Here is a 21,826-nt window from a genome sequence, read left to right as displayed (position 1 = left end):
CGGAACACGATCATCGCGTACATGCCATTCGACCGACGGGTGCGGGGGCCCTCACTTCAGGGAACGGATCGGGCGCGCCCCAGTGGCCGACCAGGTCCCGGTAGAGCGCGGAGTCGGCCATCAGCTCCTCGTGCGTGCCCAGGCGTACCCGCGTACCGTCCATGACCATGACCCGGTCGGCCCGAAGCGCCGAACTGATGCGGTGGGCGACGACGATCAGGGTGCCCGGGCGACGGGTGAAGCCGTCCTCGGCGACCGCCTCGGCGACCGGATCGAGGTGGCAGGTGGCCTCGTCCAGCAGGGTCAGCCGCGGCGACGGGAGAAGGGCGCGCGCCAGGGCGATGAGCTGGCGCTCACCTGCCGAGAGCGCACGGGAGTCCAGAGGAGCGTCGTAGCCGCCCAGGCGCTCGACGAGCGGTGCCGCGCCGACAGCGTGGACCGCCGACTCCATGTCCGCCGGAGCGGCGCCGGGCGCCAGGTAGGTGAGGTTCTCCGCCAGCGTGCCGGTGAATACGTACGCCTCCTGCGGGATCAGCACGCGGTGGCGGGCCAGGTCGTCGCCGCTCAGGGTACGGACCGGCACGTCGTCGAGGAGCACCTGCCCGGCCTGCGGTTTGAGCACCCCGGCGATCAGCGCGGCGAGGGTGGACTTGCCCGCGCCGCTCGGGCCCACCACGGCGAGGTGCTCACCCGGGCGCAGTACGAGGTCGAGGCCGCGGATCACCGGCTCCGCGGACCGTGCGTAGCCGAAGGTGAGACCGCGCACCTCCACCAGTCCGGATCCGCGGGGTCGCCCTGACACCTGCTCCGCCGGAGGGCCGGTAACGGCCACCGGCTGCGGCGCGTCGGCGTTCTCCGTGTCGTCAGGGACGTCCGCGACCTCGGCCATTCGGCCCACAGTCACCAACAGCCACAGCCCGCTGCTGCCGAGCCCCTGGACAAAGCCCTGCAGGGCCGGTTGCAGGCCCTGCGACACGTACGTCACCGCGCCCAGGATCGCCCCTGTCGTCACACCGTTGCGCACCAGCCACGGCGCTCCCAGCAGGATGAGCAGCAGGGGAACCCAGGCGCTGATGCCCAGGGCTCCGGTCCGCACCGCGGTGAGCCGCGCCAGCGCCAGGGTCGCCCGCCGCGCGGCGTCAACCTGCGCACCCGTCTCCGCTCGTACGCGCTCCTCCGCGCCGCAGGCGACCACGTCCCGCAGCCCGCCCGTCATGGCGCTCGCGATCTCGGCGATGCGCTCGTCCGCCAGGATGACCGCGCGCTGCCGTGCGGCCATCGCCCGTAGCGCCGCGATGAACAGCGCGAGCCCGAGCAGAAGCGGGGGCAGGACGAGCGCAAGCAGCACGGGATCGAGGCTGGCGAGGCCGATCAGGACGCCCACGGCGGTGACCACGAAACCCTGGACGAACAGGACGACCGCGCCGTAGGCGTCGCGGGCCCGCTCCACGTGCTCGGTGAGCCGTGCCACCCCGGCGGTGTCGGCCGGCTCGCCCAGCCGGGCGGACCGGTGCAGCGTGCCCGTGGTCACGAGGGTGACCAGATCGTCCCGGAACGGTTCGATGAGCGGCGCGAGCCCCAGCGTGGCGTGCCGGGTTCCCCACGCTCCGACGACGTAGGCGACCGCCAGTACGCCCAGCCAGAGGAAGCCGGTGGCGGGCCGGTCCGCGAGAAAGCCGCGGTCGACGGCGCGGGCAACGATCCACCCCGACAGGAAGGCCGGTACGGCCTGCACCAGCGACCAGCCCACGAGCCGCCAGTACGCCCGGCGCCTACGGCTCAGCGACGAGCGCAGGATCTGGAGGGACCGCCGGTTCACCGCACACTCCTTCCACCCAGACCGACCACCGGACCGGTGCGAGTCGAAGGGGCCGTGCCGTTGACCGAAACCGGCTGGAAAGCGGCCCGGTACTCGGGATCCGCCCACAGTTCGCGATGCGTCCCCTGCCCGCGTACGCCGCCGTCGGCGAGCCAGACCACGACTTCCGCCCGCGCCGCTGTGGAGGCCCGGTGCGTCACGATGAGGCGCGTACGGTCGGCGAGCGCGCCGGTGAGCACCTGGCTGATGTGGTGCTCGGTCACGGTGTCCAGGCTGGCGGCGACGTCGTCGAGGACGAGCACCCGCCGGGCCTGGACGAACGCACGCGCCAGCCCGACGCGTTGCGCCTCCCCGCCGGAGATCGGGGTGTCGGCGACGCGGCTGTCGTAGCCGGACGGCATGTGCCGGATGAACACGTCGGCCCGGGCCGCCGCGGCCTGCGCCGACAGCTCGTCCGCCGAAGGGGCCCGTGGGCCGAATCCGATCGCGTCGGCGAAGGTCTCACCGAGCAGAACCGGGCGTTCGAAGCCGTACGCCACAGCCTGCCGGAGCTCGTCGCGCGCCAGGCGGGGCAGCGGCACGCCGTCCAGCAGTACGTCGCCTTCGTCCGGGTCGACGAGGCGCCCGGCCAGCGCGGCCAGCAGCGACTTGCCGGCGCCGGAGTTCCCCACGACGGCGACCAGGGCGCCGCCGGGGACGATCAGGTCAAGGTCCTTGAGGACGGGTCCGCTCGCTCCCTGTACGGTCACGCGCCGGAACTCCAGCCGCCCGGAGCCTTCGGGCAGTTGCTCGTGGCCGTACGCCACGGGTGGTTCGTCGACCACCTCGGCGATCCGCCCGGCCGTCGTGCGGGCTTGGGCCAGCTGGTTCAGCGACGACATCACGCCGCCGATACCGGCCGCCATGACGACGTACTCGCTGGCCGCGAGCACGTCTCCCGCCGTGATGCGCCCCTGAGCGAGCCCCAGTCCGGCCATTGCCAGGACGGCTACGACCAGCAGGGGGACGACAAGATCTCCGCGTGCCGAGATCCGCGCGATCGCCCTCCACATGCCCAGCCCGTGCCGGTGCAGCTCGGGAAGGGGCGCGAGCACACGCTGCGCCTCACGGTCGACGGTCCCTGCCGCCGTGATCGTCCGGATTCCGCCCAGGGCATCGACGAGTCGTGCGGCGATGGTGCCCTGCACGCGGAAGTAGCCCTCGTTGGCGTCCGAGATGTCTCGGAGGAAGGCCCGCACCAGGAGCACCACGAGGGGCATCCCCACCAGGAAGGTGAGGCACAGCCAGTAGTCGATGAGCGCCAGGGCGATGATCGCTCCGAGCGGCGGGACGATGCCCATGACGACCCATACCAGACCCGATGCGACGTTCCCGGTCCGGGCGGAGTTGCCGACCAGGCGGCTCACCAGGTCTCCGGGCGTGAACCTGCGGGTGGCGCGCGTGCCCAGCGCGAGCACGTGCCCCAGCAGCGTATGCCGCAGCCACGCGGTCGACCTGGCCTCGGCGGCCTGACCGACGAGATCGTCCACGGCATCGCAGACCACCAGGACGAAGATCAACGCGCCGCTCACAGCCAGCCACCGCGCCACGTCCCCGTCGCCGAGGACGGCGTCGAGGGTGCGGCCCATGACGGCCGGCAGCGCCAGGGTCGCGCCGGTGAGCAGCAAGGATGTGACCACCGTGACGCCCACCCAGACACCGCCCTGTCTGGCTGACGCCAGCAGAAGGCGGTCCGCCGCGCGGAGGCTCATGGCTCCTCCCAGCCGTCCCGGCCGCGCCCGTTGCCGAGGCGGCGCACGTGCGCCATGGTCAATACCTCGGGTCCGTGCGAGACCGGTGGACGGGTTGGGCGGGGACGCACGGGGCGCCCCCGCATCCGACGGTTACTTGCCGCTACAAAGCAGCACGCTGTAGCTACTGGCAGAGCCAGCACACAGGGTGACGCTGAGGTTGCTGTGCCTCTTGCGACCACCGCCGCCACCGGTCGCGATGGTGGGGTCCATGGCCTGCAGTTCCAGAAGTGTCATCAGGGTTCACCTCCTTTCATGACCTCGTGGGGACAGGGAAGTGTGTGCCGTGCGGCGCGTTCCGTCGGTCGCTGGAGCGAGGAACGGCAGCCGTACGGGGCTGTTGTGCAGGGCCGAGCCGACGGCGAGCAGGACGCCCGCGCTGCCGGTGGCCAGGTCTGTGGAGAGCCGCATCAGCATTTCGCCGGGGAAGGCGAGGTGGCCCTGGTAGCTGAGCGCGTGGCGTGACAGGCGGCGTATGTGTGCGGCGACCACGGGGTCGCGCTCCGCGGCCGTGCCCGGAGGATGCGGTCGGCTGAGGAAGAGGATCAGCCCCGCCATGCCCTGGAAGAGCCCCGCCTGGATGAAGAACCGCTCCGTGGCTGCCGTGCGAATCGCGGCGCTCGCCCCGCGGAACTGGTCGTCCTCGCGGTGGGCGAGGTAGTCGTCGAGCACGAGGCCGATGCCCGCGCTGCCGATCCCGAGGTACGGCAAGGTCCGCCAGCCCTCGTCGACTTCCAGGGCCCCGCTCTCACGCAGGACGCAGCGGGCAAGGTCCTGACGGAGCGCCGCGCCGGCCAGGTCGAGGAATTCCGGGTCGCCGCTGTACTCGTAAAGCCGCAGGAACATCAGGGCGGGCCCCGTGGAACCGCGCAGCAGGCCGGTGTACTGGTCCTCGTCGTCGCCCTCCGCCGCTCCGCCGGAGAGTCCCAGCCGGTCGGCGACGATGCCCGCCACCGAGAAGGCCGCGTCACGCAGGGCGAGGTCACCGGTGGTCTCGGCGAAGTGCTGGAGGTTCAGGCCGATACCCGCCAGGCCTCCCTCCAGGCCGAGCCCCAGCTGCTGCCACTGCTCGCCCAGGCACATGTCGAGGAGCTTCATCGCCTCTTCGCGGTGGCCGAAGTGGTCGAGTACGTACGCGATGCCGTGCAGGCCGTCGTAGAAACCGAGGCGTGTTCCGGATTCCGGGTTCAGGGCATGCCGTACGAGCCACTCCTCGTGGCCGGGGTTGCGCCCGGCACCGACCGCGTCCAGCGCGTACAGCACCCCTGCCGCACCGTGAGCGAGGTTCAGGCCCCCGCCCGGGGCGGCGAACTGCTCGGGATCGCCCGGGAAGAGCCGGTCGTCACGGTCCGGTGTGGCGGCCGCCAGGATGGCGGCGGTCATGGAGTCGCGGGCGCGCGTCCAGCCCTGGTGGTCCGGTTCGAGCCGCTGCGGCGTGCCGGAGTCCGCCGGCGCGCTCGCGCCTTCCCCGGCGATCACTCGTACCGCGTCGTCGAAGAATCCGGGGGGAACCGGGAATTCCCGGGCAGCCTCTTCGGCGAGCTGCCGTGCCTTTGCCCGGTCGAGTGCGAGGAGGCCGGTGAGCGGCATGAACAGGGAAATGCGCAGGCAGGCCAGTGCGTAGCGGTCGATGTCGATTCCGGTCAGGCCCTCCGGGGCCACGAACCCGGGGGCGGCGAGGCGCTGCGTCCGCTGGTCGGACGCGTCCACCGCGCCCTCGAAGTCGATCAGCACCAGCCGGCCGTCGGGGCGGACGAGCATGTTGTCGGGGTGGAGGTCGCCGATGATCAGGCCCCGGTCATGCGCAGCGGCGACGGCGCGCTCGACCTTGTCGAGCATGTCGAGAGCCCACGCGGTGTAGGCGGAGGTGTCGTCGTCATCGGTTTCCGGATGTACGAGGGGGCACTTGTCCACGAAGAGGCTGTTGAGGGTCGTCCCCTCGACGAACTCCTCGACCAGGAAGTGGTGCTCTCCCAGTACGAAGTGGTCGAGCAGGGCGGGCACACAGTCGAGCCCGCGCAAGCGCTCAAGGGCTTCCCGCTCGCGGCGTTGCCTGGTGACCGCGTCCGCGCCGTCCAGGGTGAGCCCCGCGTACGGCCGGGCCTCCTTGAGCACGACGCGCTGCCCTGTCCGTACGTCCTGACCGGTGTAGAGGCCACCGCCGTTGGAGAAGTGCAGGGCGCTCTCGATGCGGTACGGCAGGTCGGCGACGGTCATGTTGTTGCGTGCGGCCACCTGGGGTTCGAGGAAGGAGGGCAGCGTCACCCACTCGGGCACCCGGAACGCGGGTCCGCGCACATCGGGCACGAGCCGGCCGGATCCGTCCTCGATCGCCGGCACGACTTCTCCCTCGGGCGATACGCAGGTCCGGACGGCGAACCCGCCGTACCTGACATACAGCGGACCGGACTCCCAGCGCAGGTCGCTGAGGATGTACGGGCCGGGCCGGCCGGCCAAAACGGTGCCCAGCTCGTGGAGGACCACCTCGAGCTGGGCCTCGTCCGCCGGATAGATCGTCACGAACTTGCCGCTGGATCCGCGGGGGGCGTACTTCGCGTTGGCGAGGAGGAGGTTGTCCTCGCTGGGGAGAAACTTGAAGGCGACGCGGCGGGGGACGCAGTAGTCCCATACGTCGCTGAGGATGTCCCGGGCGTTGTCGAGGCACGCGGACACGTGAATCTTCCAGCCCTGCGCGGGCAGCTCGACGCCGTCGGGACTGAAGATCACCCAGTCGCCCCGCTCGGAGCGCACCCAGCCGTCGGGAGCCGGACATCGCGTCCGGTCGAAGTCGATTCGCTCCCCTTGCGCGCCGGTGGGCGTGTCGTAAAAGTGGGGATCCATGAGGCAGAAGGCCTCGTAGCGCATGTCCACGGGAGTCTCCATCGAGGGCTCAGTGCCCGTGAGGCAGATCCGTTGCTCTGCGGCCTGGCTGAAATTGTGGGCGTTTGCAGGGAATACCGCCCTGAATCACTAGTGAGCATCCCAGAGTCGACCGCCGTGACAACACCACCCTTCGTCACCCATGCGGCGTGAGATCGTCACCTCGGGCCCGGTAGGAACGCCGGCCAGGGCGCATCGGCCCTGGCCGGCGGCACACCGCTCACTCGCTGCGCTGTTACGGCGCCATCTCGTACGCCCCGGACAGCGCCTCCACGCGCTCCCAGACCCGGGCGGCGCGGGCGTCGTCGACGACCGGGCGACGGACCGCGCCCAGGGCCCACTGCTGCTGCTGCGCGGTGGCGGAATCCTTGCCGTACAGGTCGACGGCGTACGAGGAGAAGTCCCGTACCAGGACGGCGAAGAGCTCGTCGAGCACGTCCTCGTCCAGGCCGGTCAGGCGCGCCTGTTCCAGGATCAGCTGGCCGTGAACCACCAGCGCGAACAACTGGCCGACGGCGAGCAGAAGGTCCAGGTCGCGGCTCTGCTTCTCATCCGGGGCGGCGGTGGTGACGAACTCGCACAGGGCGTCCGCCTGCTCCCGGAAGCGGCCGACGTTGGGCACATCGGCGTACGCGTCGTAGGCGGGGCGCCAGTCGTGGAAGCGTACGGACCCCAGGCCACGGGCCGGTCCCTGACGGAAGAGGAACGCGTCGTCGGCCGCGTCGAGCCGGGTCGGCACGGGCGCGTACTCGGCCGGACGCAGCAGGTGGTTGGCCATGAACTTGAGGATCAGCGCGAGGTTGACGTGGACCGTGCCCTCCAGCTTCGGCAACCCCCGGATCTCCTCGGCGGCTTGTGAGAAGTACGTGTCCTTCTCGAAGCCCTTGGCGGCGATGACGTCCCACATGAGGTCGATGACCTTCTCGCCCTCCGTGGTCACCTTCATCTTCGTCATGGGGTTGAACAGCAGGTACCGGCGGTCGTCGGGGCCGGCGGAGCGGAAGTAGTCGACGGCCCGGGCGCTGAACAGCTTCATCCCGACGAGGCGTACGTAGGCGTCGGTCAACTCCCGGCGCACGTGCGGGAAGGCGGTGACGGGGCGGCCGTAGAGGATCCGGTTGTGCGCGTGGGTGACGGCCTCGTACATCGCGTGCTCGCAGATGCCGATCGAGGCGGTGCACAGGTTGAACTTGCCGACGTTGACGGTGTTGAGGGCGGCGTCGAAGGCGGCGCGGCCGGTGTGCAGCACGTCGTCGGGACCGACGGGGTAGTCGTCGAGGCGGAACTCGCTGACGTACTTCGACGAGTCGACGACGTTCTTCACGAGGTGGTACGCCGGGTGGCGGCTGTCGGCGGCGAAGAAGACGTAGCCGTCGGGGCCTTCGACGTCGGTGCGGCGGCCGAAGACGGAGACCAGCGCGGCGGCGTTGCCATTGCCGATGTAGTACTTCGAACCGCTCGCCCGGAAGCCGCCGTCACCGTCGGGCTCCAGCAGCATGTCGGTGGAGTAGATGTCGGCGCCGTGGGCCTTCTCGGACAGGCCGAAGGCGAACACCTCGCCCTCGGAGAGGAGTTCGGCCGCGCGCGTTCGAGCGGCGGCGTTGTCGCTCTGCCAGACCGGGCCGAGACCGAGGATAGTGACCTGCCAGGCGTACCAGTAGTCGAGCCCGTAGAAGCCGAAGATCTCGTTGAGCGCGGCGATCCGCGCGGTGTCCCAGCGCTTGTCCTGCTCCGGCTGCCCGTCGGCGGCGGAGGCGGGGGTGAGGAAGGCGGCGAAGAGCCCTTCCCTGGCCGAGAACGCGAGGAAGTCCGCCAGCCAGGCACGGGAGCGGTAGTCGTCCATCAGCTTGCGCTTGCCGCGGTCCTCGAACCAGTCGACGGTGGCACGCAGCAGCCTGCGGGTCTCGGGATCGAAGTGCGCCGGGTCGTAGGTACGCGGGTTGAACAGCAACGGGTCCGCCATGGATGTTCGCCTTCCGGGTTGAGGTGATGAGGGGTCGAAGGGTGCGGGGCGTCAGCGCTCGGCGCCCAGTCGGTGGAGCGTGGCGAGTACGTCGTCGAGCCAGGCGAGCGTCATCCGTTCGTACGCGATGCCGCCGCGCAGCACCACATGCTGAAGCTCCCGCCCGGCATCGGGCACTCCAGCGGCATCAGGCACTCCAGCGGCGGCCTCGGGTCCGGTGAAGTCCCGCCGCTCCCCCGCGAGATAGTGCGCGAGCCGGTCGGTGTGCGCCCGGTGGTGCCGCTCGACCTCGCGGATCAGCGCGGCCGGGTCGTCGAAGGCCGCGCCGCGGATCTTCACGGCGAGGTCGTGCCGGACGCTCTCGGGTTCGATCGGCTCGTGCAGCCACTGGGACAGGGCGGCTCGGCCGAGGGCCGCGACGGAGTACTCCTTCTTGTCCGGCCGGGCCTGCTGCGGTACGTCGCGGGCGTCGATCCAGCCGTCGCTCTCCATGCGCTTGAGCACGCGGTAGATCTGCTGATGCGTGGCGTTCCAGAAGTAACCGATGGACCGCTCGAACCGCCGGGCCAGCTCATAGCCGGAGCCCGGCTGTTCCAGCAGGGAGACGAGGATCGCGTGTTCGAGCGCCATGCCCCGATCTTTCTATGCAACTCGTTGCATAGACAAGCCGCACCGCGCGGGTGAGACACGGCTCACCCGTCGCGCGAATGGCCCTGCGCATCAGGTAGATCTGCGCACCACCTAGGCGCGGGAGCCCGCGCGGGAGTACAAATAACAATGTGGTCGATCGTTTCACCCCGTGCCGGGCGTGTCGGTGCGGTCACTAACCAGGAAGCGCCCGCGGAGCGTCGCCGGACAGGTCTTCGTCCTCCAGGTGGCGGTCGTGCTGCTGCTCGCCGCCGGTGCCGTGCTGGCACTGGTGCTTCAGTCGCGCCACGACGGCGACCGTGAGGCCCGTAACCGGTCGGTCGCGGTCGCCGAGACATTCGCCCACTCGATCGGGCTTCAGGAGGCGCTGAAGGCGCCGGATCCGTCCAAGATCCTCCAGCCGCTCACGGAAGAGACACGCAGACGGGCGGGCGTGGACTTCATCGTGGTGATGGACACCCGTGGGATCCGCTACACGCATCCCCAGCCCGACCGGATCGGCCAGCGGTTCGTCGGCACGATCGAGCCGTCCCTGGCCGGCCGGGTCCACACGGAGAGCGTGGAAGGGCCTCTGGGCCGGGAGATACAGGCCATCGTCCCGGTGACTGCCACGGGCGGCGAGGTCGTGGCGCTGGTCTCGGCCGGTCTCACCGTGCAGAACGTCACCGGTGTGGTCGAGCGGCAGCTCCCGGTCATCCTCGGCGTCAGCGCGGCCGGCCTGGCCGTGGCCACGATCGGCACGGCGCTGGTCACCAGACGGCTGCGGCGGCAGACCCACGGTCTCGGGACCCTTGAGATGACCCGGATGTACGAACACCACGACGCGGTCCTGCACGCCGTCCGCGAGGGCGTACTGATCACCGACGGGGACGGCCGCCTGCTGCTCGCGAACGACGAGGCCAAACGGCTGCTCGATCTTCCGCCCGACGCGGAGGGACGGCACATCGGGCAGTTGCCCCGCCTCGATCAGCAGATGGCCGGCCTCCTGCTGTCCGGCCGGGAGGCCACGGACGAGGTCCTCGCGGCCGGAAACCGCCTGCTGGTGGTGAACCAGCGGCCGACGAAACCCCACGGCCAGCCAGAGGGGACCGCGGTCACCATCCGCGACTCCACCGAGATGCGCGTCCTGACGAGCCGGGCCGACGCGGCTCGCCGACGGCTGAAACTGCTGTACGACGCGGGTGTCGGCATCGGTACCACGCTCGACGTGGTGCGTACGGCCGAGGAGCTGGCGGACGTCGCCGTACCCCGGTTCGCGGACTTCGTGACCGTCGATCTGGCGGACCAGGTGCTGCACGGCGACGAGCCGACCGGCACGAGCGCCGACATGCGACGTACCGCCGTCAGCGGCATCCGCGACGACCAGCCGCTGTATCCGCGCGGCAAACTGATCGACTTCCTCCCGTCCACACCGCAGGCTCGCGGGCTCGACACCGGCCAGGCCGAGCTGGTGCCCGACCTGGCCGACGCTCCGGGCTGGTTCGCCCAGGACCCGCCTGTGGCGCGGAGCATCATCGAGTACGGCATCCACTCCCTCATCACGGCCCCCCTCAAGGCGCGGGGCGTCATTCTCGGAGTGGTGAACTTCTGGCGCATGGAGAAGCCGGAACCCTTCGACGACGACGACGTGTCCCTGGCCGAGGAACTGGTCGCGCGGGCTGCGGTCAGTATCGACAACGCCCGCCGCTACACCCGCGAACACACCGTGGCCGTAGCCCTCCAGCGCAGCCTGCTGCCGCGCGGCATCCCCGAACAGAGCGCCGTCGAGGTGGCGCACTACTACCTGCCCGCGCAGTCCGGGGTGGGCGGCGACTGGTTCGACGTGATCCCGCTGTCGGGCAGCCGCGTCGCTCTCGTCGTCGGTGACGTGGTCGGCCACGGACTGCACGCCGCGGCCACCATGGGGAGGCTGCGTACGGCGGTGCACAACTTCTCGTCCCTCGACCTGCCGCCCGACGAGCTGCTGTCCCGTCTCGACGACCTTGTTCAGCGCATCGACCACAACGGGGAGGACGGCGCGGACGCCGACGACGACGGCATGCTGGGTGCCACCTGTTTGTACGCCGTCTACGACCCGGTGTCCCAGCGCTGCGTCATGGCGCGGGCGGGACACCCGCCGCCCGTGCTAGTCCGCCCCGACGGTCCGGTGGAGATCCTCCAGCTGCCGATCGGACCACCGCTGGGGCTGGGCGGGATGCCGTTCGAAACCGCGGAGTTCCACCTGAGCGAGGGCAGCCAGCTCGTGCTCTACACCGACGGGCTGATCGAGGACCGCACCCGTGACATCGACGAGGGACTGGAGCTGCTGCGCACGGCCCTGAGCCACCCGGACCGGCCCCCGCAGGCCAGCTGCCGGGCGATTCTCGACGTCCTGCTGCCGGCTCGTCCGCGGGACGACGTGGCTCTGCTCATCGCCCGGACCCGGACACTCGGCGCCGACCGTGTCGCCGAATGGGATGTGCCGTTCGAACCGAGCGCGGTCGGTGCCATGCGAGCCGTCGTCGTGAAGAAACTGGACGAATGGGGCCTGTCGGCTCTCGCGTTCGGTACGGAGCTGATACTCAGCGAGCTGATCACCAACGCCATCCGCTACGGCTCCGCGCCGGTCCGGATGCGGCTGCTGCGTGACCGCACACTGACGTGCGAGGTGTCCGACGGAAGCAGCACCTCACCTCATCTGCGTTACGCCGCCACCACGGACGAGGGAGGACGCGGACTGTTCCTGGTGGCGCAGCTGAGCCAGCGGTGGGGGACCCGGTACACGCCGGCGGGCAAGGTCATCTGGGCCGAGCAGGCGCTGCCGGGCGCCTCGGGAGACCCGGAGCAGGAGCTCCTGGGCTTCTTCGACATCGACAACATCGACATCGACACGCTCTGAGGCTCATGTCCGCCGGGTGCGGGCCAGCAGCACCGCCACGTCGTCCTGCGCCAGCCGGGCGGCCAGCAACTGTTCGAGGATGCCGTCGCAGAGTTCCTCCAGCGGCTGTTCACGGCGGACCAGCGCCCGCGCGAGCTGCTCCAGGCCCTCGTCGAGGTCCCTGTCGCGGGCTTCGATAAGGCCGTCGGTGTAGAGCACCAGCAGGCTGCCCGGCGGGAGCGCCACCCGTTGGGTGCGGAAGTCCTCCCCTCCTGTCCCCAGGGGCACGCCTTGCGGACCGTCGAGGAACGTGATCCCCCCGCCGGCCGTGGCCACGGCCGGCGGGGGGTGGCCCGCTCTGGCGATCACGCAGGGGCCGTCGCCGGGTCGTGGACGGCGTAGACGCAGGTCGCCATTTCGTCCTCGCCCAGGTCGGAGACGACGGCGTCGAGGGATCGCAGCATCTGCGCAGGGGAGACGTCGTGGCGGGCGAGCGTGCGTACCGCTGTGCGCAGTTGTCCCATGACGGCTGCCGCATGGATCCCGTGCCCCATCACGTCCCCGATGACCAGTCCGGTCCTGCCCTCCGGCAGTGTGATGACGTCGAACCAGTCGCCGCCGACTTCGTGGTCGCTGGCGGGGAGGTAGCGCCCGGTGAGTTCGAGGCCGGTGACCTCGGGCAGCGCGTTGTTGGTCAGGCTGCGCTGCAGGGTGAGGGCGGCCTCCCGCTGGCTGGTGTACATCCGCGCGTTGTCGATGTTCAGCGCGGCGCGCGCGACCAGCTCGTCGACGAGTACGCAGTCCTGCTCGTCGAACGGCTCGCGGGTGCGCAGTCGCGTGACCACCACCGCGCCGAGCACCTTGCCGCGGGCGACCAGGGGGATCAGCCGCGCGGAACCGAGGGTCGTGAGGTACGTACGCAGCCTGTCGGAGCGGGGGTCGGTGATCAGCGCCGGGACGTCGGACTGGTACAGGTTCATGGGCAGCCCGTCGGCGATGACCCGCTCGTACACCGAGCCGGGCGGAATCCGGAAGGTCATGCCCGGCACCAGTTTCGCCGTGGGGGCGGACGGTTCGGGGAAGGCGGCCGCCAGCCGGCGGACCACACCGCGGGTGGACGCGGCGGCCTCGTCCGGTTCCAGGACCTCTTCCAGCAGCTGTACGTCGGCCGAGTCGGCGAGCTGCGGCACGAGCAGCTGGACGACTTCCTCGGCGGTCTGCCGCAGGTCCAGGGTGGTGCCGATGCGGGTGCCGGCCTCGGCGAGCAGGGCGAAACGGTGCTGGGCCCGTTCGGCCTCGATCTGTGCCTGCTGGCCCTCGGTGATGTCGATGAGGGAGGCGATCACTCCCAGCCGCCGGCCGGCGTTGTCGAGCAGCGGGGCGTACGAGCAGGACCACGTACGGTCGCGGTCGGGGTCGGCGGGGGTCCGGCCGGTCCGGCGGGCGTCGACCACGGTCGTACCCCGCTCCAGGACCTGGCGCATCATCGACTCCAGCGCCGTGGCGTTGACGCCGGGCACCACCTCGGTCAGCCGCTTGCCCAGGTGCTCGGCGGCGGAGACACCGTTCATCCGGGCCAGGGCGTCGTTGACGCGCAGGAAACGAAGGTCCGGGCCGAGGGTGGCGAGGCCGATGGGCGACTGCGTGAAGAGACTCTCGAGGGCCGCCAGCGAGTCCCGCATGTGCAGGACTTCCGAGGTCTCCACAGCGATCAGCAGGGTGCCCGGCCGTCCCCGCGGGTCGGTGGCGGGGACGATCCACATCTCGATCGTCACGTCGTGACCGTCGCGATGGCGCACCGGCAGGGTTCCGACGACGGTCTCACCCGCCTGGACCCGCCGCGTCAGCTGATCGGCCAGGTCCCGGTTGCCGTCGGGAACCAGCAGGGGGGTGGCAGGGCGTCCGAGGACGTCTTCGGGCTGATGTCCGAGCAGGTCCCGGGCGGCCAGCGACCACTCGACGATGCGCCCGTCCGCGTCCTCCCGCCACAGCGCGATCGGAAGGATCTCGCGGAGCACACCCGCGTACCCGACGACCGCCGGGGGCTGTGCCGGAACCTCGCCCGCCGACTGGTGTGTGTCCAACGCATCGACCTAACCCCGGGAGGGTGTATTTCCTACGGAATCACCTTATCCGAGGCTTCGGTGCGGGGTGCTCCCCCGGCGAAACGTGCCCATGCCGCGGCTATGGTGGGCGCCGCGCGCATGCCCCTTCGTTCGATAAAGTGAACGAAGGCGATGGAGGGGGAAGGCGTGAGCGACCACAGGGGCTCGATGGGCTCGATCCAGGAGATGCTGGCGGCCAATCTCAGGCGGGCCAGGGCGCTGCACGGGCTGTCGCTCTCCGAGCTGTCACGGCGCTCCGGGATCGGCAAAGCGACGCTGTCGCAGCTGGAGTCCGGGAGCGGCAACCCGACGATCGAGACGGTGTTCAGCCTGTCGAGCGCACTGGGAATGCCGGTGTCGGATCTCCTGGACGCCCGGGCACCCGGCGGGCTGACCGTGGTGCGCGCCGATGACGTGGAGGTGCTGAGCGGCGAGGGGGTCGACCTGCGCGCGCTCAGGCGGATCGACACTGGCGACACCGTCTTCGAGGTCTACGACCAGCAGTTCAGGGCGGATTGCCGGCAGGAGTCGCTCGGCCACACCGGCACCGAGCACACCGTCGTACAGTGCGGCAGGCTGGGCGTACAGGTGGACGGGCACGAGGTGGAGCTGGGCCCGGGCGACTATGTGGGCTTCGACGCGTCCCTGCCGCACGCATACCTTGCCGCCGAGGGGCCGGTGCGCTCCGTACTGCTGCTGGAATACCGGAAGGACCAGCGGGCGCCGCAGGTGGCGCCCCACCTCGATTCCTTGCCGCCGCTTGGCCGTTGACATGCCCCTCACCCCGCCTTAGCCTCAATTTCGTTCGATAAAGCGAACGGAGGGGCGATGGGCGGAATGCGCGTGGCTGTGCTGGGCGCCGGGATCGTCGGTGCGGCCTGCGCTCGCGAACTCGCCCTCGCCGGCTTCCGCGTCACCGTCGTCGACCGGGGTGGCCCCGCCGCGGCAACCACCTCGCACGGCGAAGGCAACGTCCTCGTCTCCGACAAGGGCCCCGGCCCGGAGCTGCTGCTGGCCCAGCTGTCCCGCAGGCTCTGGCCCGAAGTGCTCGGCGCGATCGCCGAACGGTCCGCCAAGGGGACCGCGGCGGTGGCGGCGGTGGAGTGGGAACCCAAGGGAGGCATCGTCGTCGCGACCACCGACGCCGGTGCCCGTGAGCTGGCCCGCTTCGCCGGCGCCCAGCGCGAGGCCGGCGTACGGGCGGAGGCCCTCGGCCCGGACGCGCTCGCCGAGGCCGAGCCCCATGTCACCCGCGACCACACCGCGGCCCTGCACTATCCCGACGACGCCCAAGTGCAGCCCGCCGGCGCTGCCGTGGCCCTGCTCACGGACGCGCTCGCGGCCGGCGCGGCGCTGCGGAGCGGGTGCGAGGTGCTCGGGTCCGTCACGCGCGGGGGCCGCCTCACCGCCGTACGCACCTCGGCCGGCCTCATCGACGCGGACCTGTTCGTCAACGCCGCGGGCCCGTGGGCCGGCGAGCTGAGCGCCCGCCTCGGGGCGCCGGTCGACGTCCGGCCCCGGCGCGGCGACATCCTCGTAACGACGCCCCTGCCGCCCATGGTGTTCCACAAGGTCTACGACGCCGACTACGTCGGCGCGGTCGGCAACAGCGCGGAGGATTTGCAGACCTCGGCGGTGGTGGAGTCCACCCGGGCCGGCAGCGTACTGCTGGGTTCCGCACGCCGTCGGGTCGGATTCGACGACCGGCTGCGGCCCGAGGTGCTCTCGGCGATCGCCGCCAAGGCCCTGCGGTTGTTCCCCGGCCTGGCGGGCGTACCGGTGATGCGTGCGTACGGCGGCTTCCGCCCCTACGTCCCCGACCACTTGCCGGTCATCGGCTCCGACCCCCGGCTTGCGGGCCTGTGGCACGCCGGCGGTCACGAGGGCGCCGGGATCGGCCTGTCGCTCGGCACGGCGGTGCTGTTGCGCGACCTGATGCTCAATCAGCCGACGGAGATCGACGCGACGGCGTTCCGGGTGGACCGTCCGGCCGTACTCGGCGCCGCCGCGCGCACCGGAAATGAGGAGACGGTATGAGCCCGCGACGTGTCCCAGTGGAGAGCGATGCCACCGGACGGCACGACCGGCCGCTGCGGATCACCGTCGACGGCGAGCCCCTCGACGGTATCGCCGGCCAGAGTCTCGCGGGCGTGATGCTCGCCGCCGACCGCCTGGCCTGGCGTCGCGGTCCCTCCGGCGCCGCCCGCGGCGCGTTCTGCGGCATCGGCGTCTGCTTCGACTGCGTGGTGACCGTCGGCACCGAGCGCGACGTGCGCGCCTGCCGCCGCCGGGCCCGCGACGGCGACGTGGTGACCACCCAGTCCCGGGTTGAGGAGGAGGAGTGACGCCCCGTCATGTCGTTGTGATCGGCGCAGGTCCCGCCGGCCTCGCGGCGGCCGGCGCGGCGCTCGGCGCGGGCGCCGATGTGACGCTGGTCGACACGGCGGAGCAGCCCGGCGGGCAGTACCACCGGATGCTGCCCGCTGCCTACGCCGCCGCCCACCCGGAGCGGCTCCAGCACGGCTGGGGCGCCTTCGACCGCCGGCGCCGGCGGGTGCTGGCCCATCCGCGCTGTACGTGGTGGCCGGAGACCGCGGTGTGGGCGTTGGAGCGTCCGGCTCCGGGTGAGCCGGGCCCGCCACGGGTGCACGTACTGCGCGGCCAGGCCGACGGGGGTGACCGGCGGCGCCATGTGCTCGTTCCCGACGCGCTGGTGCTCGCCGTCGGTGCTCACGACCGGGTGCTGCCCTTTCCGGGCTGGGAGCTGCCCGGGGTGTTCACGGCCGGCGCGGCACAGGCTTTGGCCAAGGGGGAACGGGTGGTGGTCGGTGACCGCGTGGTGGTCGCCGGCACCGGACCGTTCCTGCTTCCCGTGGCCGCGTCGCTACTGGAAGCCGGCTCCCGGGTACTGGAGGTACTCGAGGCCAACGGACCGGCCACCTTGGCGCGGGGCTGGTCAAGCCGCCCCTGGGACTTGACCGCACAGGCGGCCGGAAAGGCCCGCGAACTCTTCGTGTACTCGGCGGGCCTGATCCGCCGTCGGGTGCCGTACCGGACCGGGCGCGGCGTCGTCGAGGCCCGCGGCGAGGGCCGGGTGGAAGAGGTCGTCACCGCGCGGCTGCGGCCGGACTGGTCGGTGCTGCCTGGCAGTGAGCGGACCACGGCGGTGGACGCGCTGTGCGTCACGCACGGCTTCAGCCCGCAGTTGGAGTTGCCGCTGGCCGCGGGCTGCGCGCTGCACGTGTCGTACGGCGGCGAATTCGTGGCGGTCGACGACGACCAGCGGACCAGCCGCCCCGAGACGTATGCCGCCGGCGAGATCACCGGCATCGCGGGTGCCGTGGCCGCGCGCGCGGAGGGGGCCGTCGCCGGGTGGATCGCCGGCAGCGGCGACCCGGCGGCCCCTGCCCTGGGCCGCCTGCGCCGGAGCAGGGACCAGGGCCGGGCCTTCGCCGAGCGGCTGGCCCGGGCGCACCCCATCGGCGCGGCCTGGTCCGGGTGGCTGCGGCCGGACACGGTGGTCTGCCGCTGCGAGGAGACCGACTACGCCACGCTCCGTAAGGCCCTCACCAACCCGGCAGGCGCTGCGGCGCGCGTCGCCAAGCTGGAGACCCGGGCCGGCCTCGGTCCGTGTCAGGCCCGTATCTGTGGCCCCACGGTCGCCGAACTCAGCGCGCTGGGCAGTTCACCCGCTGCCGGCGCCGGCCCCGTGGAGGGGATGCCGGCCGCCTGCCCGCACCGTCGGCCGATCGCCCAGCCCATTCGGCTCGGCGAACTGGCCGCGCCCCCCGACCCGACAAAGGAGAACGATTCGTGAGCGACACCACGCAGCAGCTCAGTACTCATGGGGGGCTCGGCGAGCTCAGGGGTCTCGGCGGCGTCGTCGTGGCCACAGCCCTCCCCTATTACGAGAGCGCGTCGGCGCCGGCCGGGCTCGCAGTGGACTACGACCGTTACGCCGAACACTGCAAGTGGCTGGTGGACAACGGGTGTCACGGAGTCGGCCCGAACGGCTCGCTGGGCGAGTACTCGTCCCTGACGGACGAGGAGCGGCGGGCGGTGGCCCGTACCGCGATCGAGGCGGTGGACGGCTCCGGCACGGTCGTCGTGGGAGTGCACGGCGCCGGCTCACACCAGGCCCTGCACTGGGCGCAGATCGCGGCCGAGGACGGGGCCGACGGACTGTTGTGCCTGCCGCCCACGATGTACCGCGCCAACCGGGACGAAGTCCTGGCGCACTACGAAGCGGTGGCGTCCGTCGGCCTTCCGGTGATGGTCTACAACAACCCCATCGACACCAAGGTCGACCTGACCCCCGGCCTGCTCGCCGAGATCGCGCAGATCGACAACATCGTCGCGGTGAAGGAGTTCTCCGGCGACGTGCGACGCGTGCTGGAGATCAAGGAACGGGCGCCCGGCCTCGAGGTGATCAGCGGCGCCGACGATGTCGTGCTGGAGAGCCTGCTGATGGGAGCCACCGGCTGGTTCGCCGGCTTCCCGAACGTGTTTCCCGCCGAGTCGGCCCTGCTGTTCGAGCTGGCCACCACCGGCAAGCTGGAGGAGGCCCGCGCGCTCTACGAGCCACTGGTCGCTGCCTTCCGCTGGGACTCCCGTACCGAATTCGTCCAGGCCATCAAGCTCGGCATGGAGCAGGTCGGCCGGTTCGGCGGCGCCTGCCGCCCGCCCCGCGGACCCCTGTCCCCGGCTCAGCGTGAGCAGATCGGCGCCGACGTGGCCCGCGCCGTCGCGGCGCTCGGGAAGCGGTCGGCCTGATGCGTTCGGTCCGTACGATCAGCGCGGTCGACTCCCACACCGAAGGCATGCCCACCCGGGTGGTCACGGGCGGTGTCGGCCCTGTCCCCGGCGACACCATGGCCGAGCGCCGCCGCTACGCCGTGGACAACCTCGACCCGCTGCGCCGGTATCTGGTCGACGAGCCACGTGGACACGCGGCGATGAGCGGCGCGATTCTCCAGCCGCCGACCCGGCCCGACGCCGACTGGGGCGTGCTCTACATCGAGGTCAGCGGATTCCTGCCGATGTGCGGACACGGCACCATCGGCGTGGCCACCGTTTTGGTGGAGAGCGGAATGGTCGCGGTGACCGAGCCGGAGACCGTCGTACGCCTCGACACACCCGCCGGGCTGGTCGAGGCGCGCGTCACCGTCCGCGACGGGGTGGCCGAACGCGTCACCCTGCGCAATGTGGATGCTTTCGTCACCGAGCTGGACGCGGCCGTGGAGGTCCCGGGCGTGGGTGTCGTCCGCTACGACATGGCGTACGGCGGGAATTTCTACGCCATCGTGGAACTGGAGCAGCTCGAGCTCCCGTTCGACCGGGCGCGCAAGGACGAGATTCTCGCCACCGGCCTGTCGATCATGGCGGCGGTGAACGAGCAGAGGCGGCCGGTGCATCGGCTGGATCCGCTCATCGGCGGTTGCAAGCATGTGCAGTTCATCGCCCCGGGGTCGGATGCGAGGCATTCCCGTAACGCCATGGCCATTCACCCCGGCTGGTTCGACCGCTCACCGTGCGGCACCGGAACGTCGGCGCGCATGGCGCAGCTGCACGCTCGCGGGGAGCTCCCGCTGAACGCGGAGTTCGTCAACGAGTCGTTCATCGGCACCCGGTTCACCGGACACCTGCTCGCGGCGACCGAGGTGGCCGGCCTGCCGGCCGTCGTGCCGGAGTTCTCCGGCCGGGCGTGGATCACCGGGACTGCGAACTATCTCCTCGATCCGACTGATCCGTTCCCCCACGGCTTCGTTATGTAGCGAGTGGGGCCTGGCTGTGTACGCGAGACGACGGAAATAGAAAGCATTAGTTCGGCCAACACACTGCGAAAATAAGGCAGACGGAAGTCAGCACCAATCTGATAAGGTGCGGTCCGTTTGCGTCTCCTCATCAAGAGCGGCGACCTCGGGCGAGAGAGTCGCATTGGTGCGCGGCGTCCCCACTCCCCCGCACCCCGCCGGAACGGTGCTGCGCAGTCTCGGCCTTCGGCTTCCCAGCCCCGCTGTCGCCGGCGCACCCATCATTCCGGTCACGCTGGCACGGATCACAGCAATGACGGCATCACACCGGCGCACCACGCGCCCGGGTGACCTTGAACGCCTCGACAGCGCTGCGGCGAATGACGAACATGAGTGCGGGTCTTGGTGCGAAGCCGAAGGCTCGAACGACCACGCGAAATGCGACTGCGCGTGCGCGTGCGCGTAATGTAGGGAAAGCTCAACAACAGTGCTGTGCGACGCCACTTCTTGGAACGGGTAGAGGCGTCGGTGTTTCGGGGCGGCAATCCCGTCCTGAACGAGCAGAACAACAACGTGGCGACTGTGAACCTGGGCTCGTACCAGGCGCACGGGGGTCCAAGCGGGCGCTGGGGCCCAGCCACATGACCAAGGGGAAAGAAGGACACGACTGTGCGGTGCCCGGCCGAGATCAACATCTTGGGACGAGGTTACGGAACGCCGGCATGCAACGGCTGCTGCGCACCAACGGCGCGAATCCGCCGGAATCTCACGGCAGCCAGATCATGAGCACAACCAACGGGGTGGACGAATTGCATTCTCCTGACACAGAGACACTCGATTCAACACGTCACATGGAAACGACGACGCATTCGACCGGTCCATCGGTTCTCCCCGATGCTCGTGAGCAGAAGGTTGTCGTCCCTGTTCCGATCGCGACACTCCTGCCTGGCGAGTCTCCGCGCTCCGAGGGGCCCGACCAGGAGCACGTCGCCCGACTGGCCGAAATCGACGGGCCATTACCTCCCATACTTGTCCGCAGATCCGACATGCGCGTAATCGATGGAATGCACCGCCTGCTCGCCGCGCTGATCCGCGGTCAGGACACCATCGATGTCGAATATTTCCAAGGCACCGCCGAAGACGCATTCCTGCATTCCGTCCAAGCGAATATCGCGCACGGCCTCCCGCTGTCGCAGGCCGACCGTCGCATCGCTGCCACACGGATCGTGGCGTCGCATCCGCATATGTCCGACCGGGCGATCGCCCGGGCCTCGGGGCTGGGCGCCAGGGCCGTGGCGTCCATCCGGCGCCGTTCAACCGATTCCGTGCCGCAGTTGAACGCACGCATCGGCCGCGACGGGAGAGTACGCCCCCTGAGCAGCGCCGAAGGCCGGTGGCGGGCCGCCGAGGTGATAGCCGAGAACCCCCAGGCTTCCTTGCGTGAGATAGCGCGGCTGGCGTCGATCTCGCCCGCGACGGCCAGCGACGTCCGAAAGCGTCTGCAGTCAGGTGAGCTGCCCGCAGCTGTACCGCCGAACACTGCCAAGGCCTCGGAAGCGCCAGTCGCGGCCGAAGCGGACGGCGACACGGCGGAGGCCACCCAGGGAGACCGGCGAAGACCGGGACGGACGCCACGACTCGTTCAGCCGGATCCGGCCTCGGTGCTCGAGAAACTGCTGCGGGATCCGTCGCTGCGCCTCAAGGAGGAGGGACGACACCTTCTGCGGCTCCTGCAGCAGAACGCGGTGGCAATGGAGGGATGGTCCACCCTGACCGCCGCGGTGCCACCTCACTGTGGAGCCCTGGTGGGGAGCCTCGCCCGGCAGTACGCGGCGACGTGGCTGGAGTTCGCGCAGCACCTGGACGAGCGTGACCGTTCCGTCCCCCGGAAGGCTTCAGGACAGTGACCTGACCACTGTTGGCAAGCGGCGAGTTGGGCGCCCGTGTCACGGGCGCCCAACATCGCCCGGCCGGCGTCGGAGTGGCGACACGCCAACGTCGCCGACCACGA

The 21,826-nt window shown here is 70.7% G+C and carries 14 protein-coding genes and 1 pseudogene; 8 read left to right on the top strand and 7 right to left on the bottom strand.

Features of this window, described 5'->3' with window-relative positions; translation table 11 throughout:
- Nucleotides 1–10: 10 nt before the first annotated feature.
- The 6 genes from J7E89_RS30110 to J7E89_RS30085 all read right to left on the bottom strand — a co-directional run bounded on the left by J7E89_RS30110 (nucleotide 11) and on the right by J7E89_RS30085 (nucleotide 9,082).
- A complete protein-coding gene (locus tag J7E89_RS30110) occupies nucleotides 11–1,819 on the bottom strand; it encodes an ABC transporter ATP-binding protein (RefSeq protein ID WP_214977629.1) in 1,809 nt (602 codons plus the stop codon).
- Nucleotides 1,816–3,570: an ABC transporter ATP-binding protein gene (locus J7E89_RS30105; protein ID WP_214977628.1), complete on the bottom strand. Its 1,755-nt coding sequence runs from the start codon at nucleotides 3,568–3,570 to the stop codon at nucleotides 1,816–1,818. Before J7E89_RS30105 ends, J7E89_RS30110 begins: the two co-directional genes overlap by 4 nt.
- A gap of 132 nt (nucleotides 3,571–3,702) precedes the next feature.
- Nucleotides 3,703–3,846 carry a SapB/AmfS family lanthipeptide gene (locus tag J7E89_RS30100; RefSeq protein WP_214977627.1) on the bottom strand — a complete coding sequence of 48 codons (144 nt, stop codon included), beginning with the start codon at nucleotides 3,844–3,846 and terminating at the stop codon, nucleotides 3,703–3,705.
- A 6-nt stretch (nucleotides 3,847–3,852) separates the two neighbouring features.
- Nucleotides 3,853–6,474, bottom strand: coding sequence for a class III lanthionine synthetase LanKC (gene lanKC, locus J7E89_RS30095; RefSeq protein ID WP_251061308.1), 2,622 nt, complete (start codon nucleotides 6,472–6,474; stop codon nucleotides 3,853–3,855).
- Between the two features lie 250 nt (nucleotides 6,475–6,724).
- The gene (locus J7E89_RS30090) at nucleotides 6,725–8,452 is read right to left on the bottom strand and encodes an acyl-CoA dehydrogenase family protein (protein ID WP_214977625.1); all 1,728 of its coding nucleotides are present in this window, start codon (nucleotides 8,450–8,452) and stop codon (nucleotides 6,725–6,727) included.
- A gap of 51 nt (nucleotides 8,453–8,503) precedes the next feature.
- Nucleotides 8,504–9,082, bottom strand: a complete 579-nt coding sequence (locus J7E89_RS30085; protein WP_214977624.1) for a PadR family transcriptional regulator — start codon at nucleotides 9,080–9,082, stop codon at nucleotides 8,504–8,506.
- Between the two features lie 178 nt (nucleotides 9,083–9,260).
- Here J7E89_RS30085 and J7E89_RS30080 point away from each other — a divergent pair, with 178 nt between their 5' ends.
- Nucleotides 9,261–11,978: a SpoIIE family protein phosphatase/ATP-binding protein gene (locus J7E89_RS30080; RefSeq protein ID WP_214977774.1), complete on the top strand. Its 2,718-nt coding sequence runs from the start codon at nucleotides 9,261–9,263 to the stop codon at nucleotides 11,976–11,978.
- A gap of 3 nt (nucleotides 11,979–11,981) precedes the next feature.
- Here the strand turns inward: J7E89_RS30080 and J7E89_RS30075 are convergent.
- A pseudogene (locus J7E89_RS30075) lies at nucleotides 11,982–13,975 on the bottom strand (SpoIIE family protein phosphatase).
- A gap of 234 nt (nucleotides 13,976–14,209) precedes the next feature.
- Between J7E89_RS30075 and J7E89_RS30070 the strand changes: the two are divergent.
- The 7 genes from J7E89_RS30070 to J7E89_RS30040 all read left to right on the top strand — a co-directional run bounded on the left by J7E89_RS30070 (nucleotide 14,210) and on the right by J7E89_RS30040 (nucleotide 21,722).
- A complete protein-coding gene (locus J7E89_RS30070; protein ID WP_308315646.1) occupies nucleotides 14,210–14,833 on the top strand; it encodes an XRE family transcriptional regulator in 624 nt (207 codons plus the stop codon).
- Nucleotides 14,834–14,890: 57 nt separating this feature from the next.
- Entirely contained in the window at nucleotides 14,891–16,099 is a 1,209-nt protein-coding gene (locus tag J7E89_RS30065) for an FAD-binding oxidoreductase (protein WP_214977623.1), read from the top strand.
- Nucleotides 16,096–16,407 carry a (2Fe-2S)-binding protein gene (locus J7E89_RS30060; RefSeq protein WP_214977622.1) on the top strand — a complete coding sequence of 104 codons (312 nt, stop codon included), beginning with the start codon at nucleotides 16,096–16,098 and terminating at the stop codon, nucleotides 16,405–16,407. The genes J7E89_RS30065 and J7E89_RS30060 overlap by 4 nt, the downstream gene beginning before the upstream one ends.
- Complete coding sequence (locus tag J7E89_RS42130; protein ID WP_214977621.1) at nucleotides 16,404–17,879, top strand: FAD/NAD(P)-binding oxidoreductase; 1,476 nt, start codon at nucleotides 16,404–16,406, stop codon at nucleotides 17,877–17,879. The genes J7E89_RS30060 and J7E89_RS42130 overlap by 4 nt, the downstream gene beginning before the upstream one ends.
- Nucleotides 17,876–18,835 carry a dihydrodipicolinate synthase family protein gene (locus J7E89_RS30050; protein ID WP_214977620.1) on the top strand — a complete coding sequence of 320 codons (960 nt, stop codon included), beginning with the start codon at nucleotides 17,876–17,878 and terminating at the stop codon, nucleotides 18,833–18,835. The genes J7E89_RS42130 and J7E89_RS30050 overlap by 4 nt, the downstream gene beginning before the upstream one ends.
- Nucleotides 18,835–19,836 carry a proline racemase family protein gene (locus tag J7E89_RS30045; RefSeq protein WP_214977619.1) on the top strand — a complete coding sequence of 334 codons (1,002 nt, stop codon included), beginning with the start codon at nucleotides 18,835–18,837 and terminating at the stop codon, nucleotides 19,834–19,836. The genes J7E89_RS30050 and J7E89_RS30045 overlap by 1 nt, the downstream gene beginning before the upstream one ends.
- A 701-nt stretch (nucleotides 19,837–20,537) precedes the next feature.
- Nucleotides 20,538–21,722, top strand: a complete 1,185-nt coding sequence (locus tag J7E89_RS30040; protein ID WP_251061290.1) for a ParB N-terminal domain-containing protein — start codon at nucleotides 20,538–20,540, stop codon at nucleotides 21,720–21,722.
- Nucleotides 21,723–21,826 lie beyond the last annotated feature (104 nt).

This window comes from Streptomyces sp. ISL-100, assembly GCF_018614615.1.
Taxonomy (GTDB): domain Bacteria; phylum Actinomycetota; class Actinomycetes; order Streptomycetales; family Streptomycetaceae; genus Streptomyces.
Note: the sequence above shows the minus strand (reverse complement) of the source record. Positions and strands in the feature narration are given on the sequence as shown.

Bases quoted from the DNA above. Each gene is read 5' to 3' on its own strand.
- J7E89_RS30045 (WP_214977619.1), top strand. From the start codon at position 18,835: ATGCGTTCGGTCCGTACGATCAGCGCGGTCGACTCCCACACCGAAGGC.
- J7E89_RS30085 (WP_214977624.1), bottom strand. From the start codon at position 9,082: ATGGCGCTCGAACACGCGATCCTCGTCTCCCTGCTGGAACAGCCGGGC.
- J7E89_RS30060 (WP_214977622.1), top strand. From the start codon at position 16,096: ATGAGCCCGCGACGTGTCCCAGTGGAGAGCGATGCCACCGGACGGCAC.
- J7E89_RS30065 (WP_214977623.1), top strand. From the start codon at position 14,891: ATGGGCGGAATGCGCGTGGCTGTGCTGGGCGCCGGGATCGTCGGTGCG.
- J7E89_RS30100 (WP_214977627.1), bottom strand. From the start codon at position 3,846: ATGACACTTCTGGAACTGCAGGCCATGGACCCCACCATCGCGACCGGT.
- J7E89_RS30090 (WP_214977625.1), bottom strand. From the start codon at position 8,452: ATGGCGGACCCGTTGCTGTTCAACCCGCGTACCTACGACCCGGCGCAC.
- J7E89_RS30105 (WP_214977628.1), bottom strand. From the start codon at position 3,570: ATGAGCCTCCGCGCGGCGGACCGCCTTCTGCTGGCGTCAGCCAGACAG.
- J7E89_RS30040 (WP_251061290.1), top strand. From the start codon at position 20,538: ATGCAACGGCTGCTGCGCACCAACGGCGCGAATCCGCCGGAATCTCAC.
- lanKC (WP_251061308.1), bottom strand. From the start codon at position 6,474: ATGCGCTACGAGGCCTTCTGCCTCATGGATCCCCACTTTTACGACACG.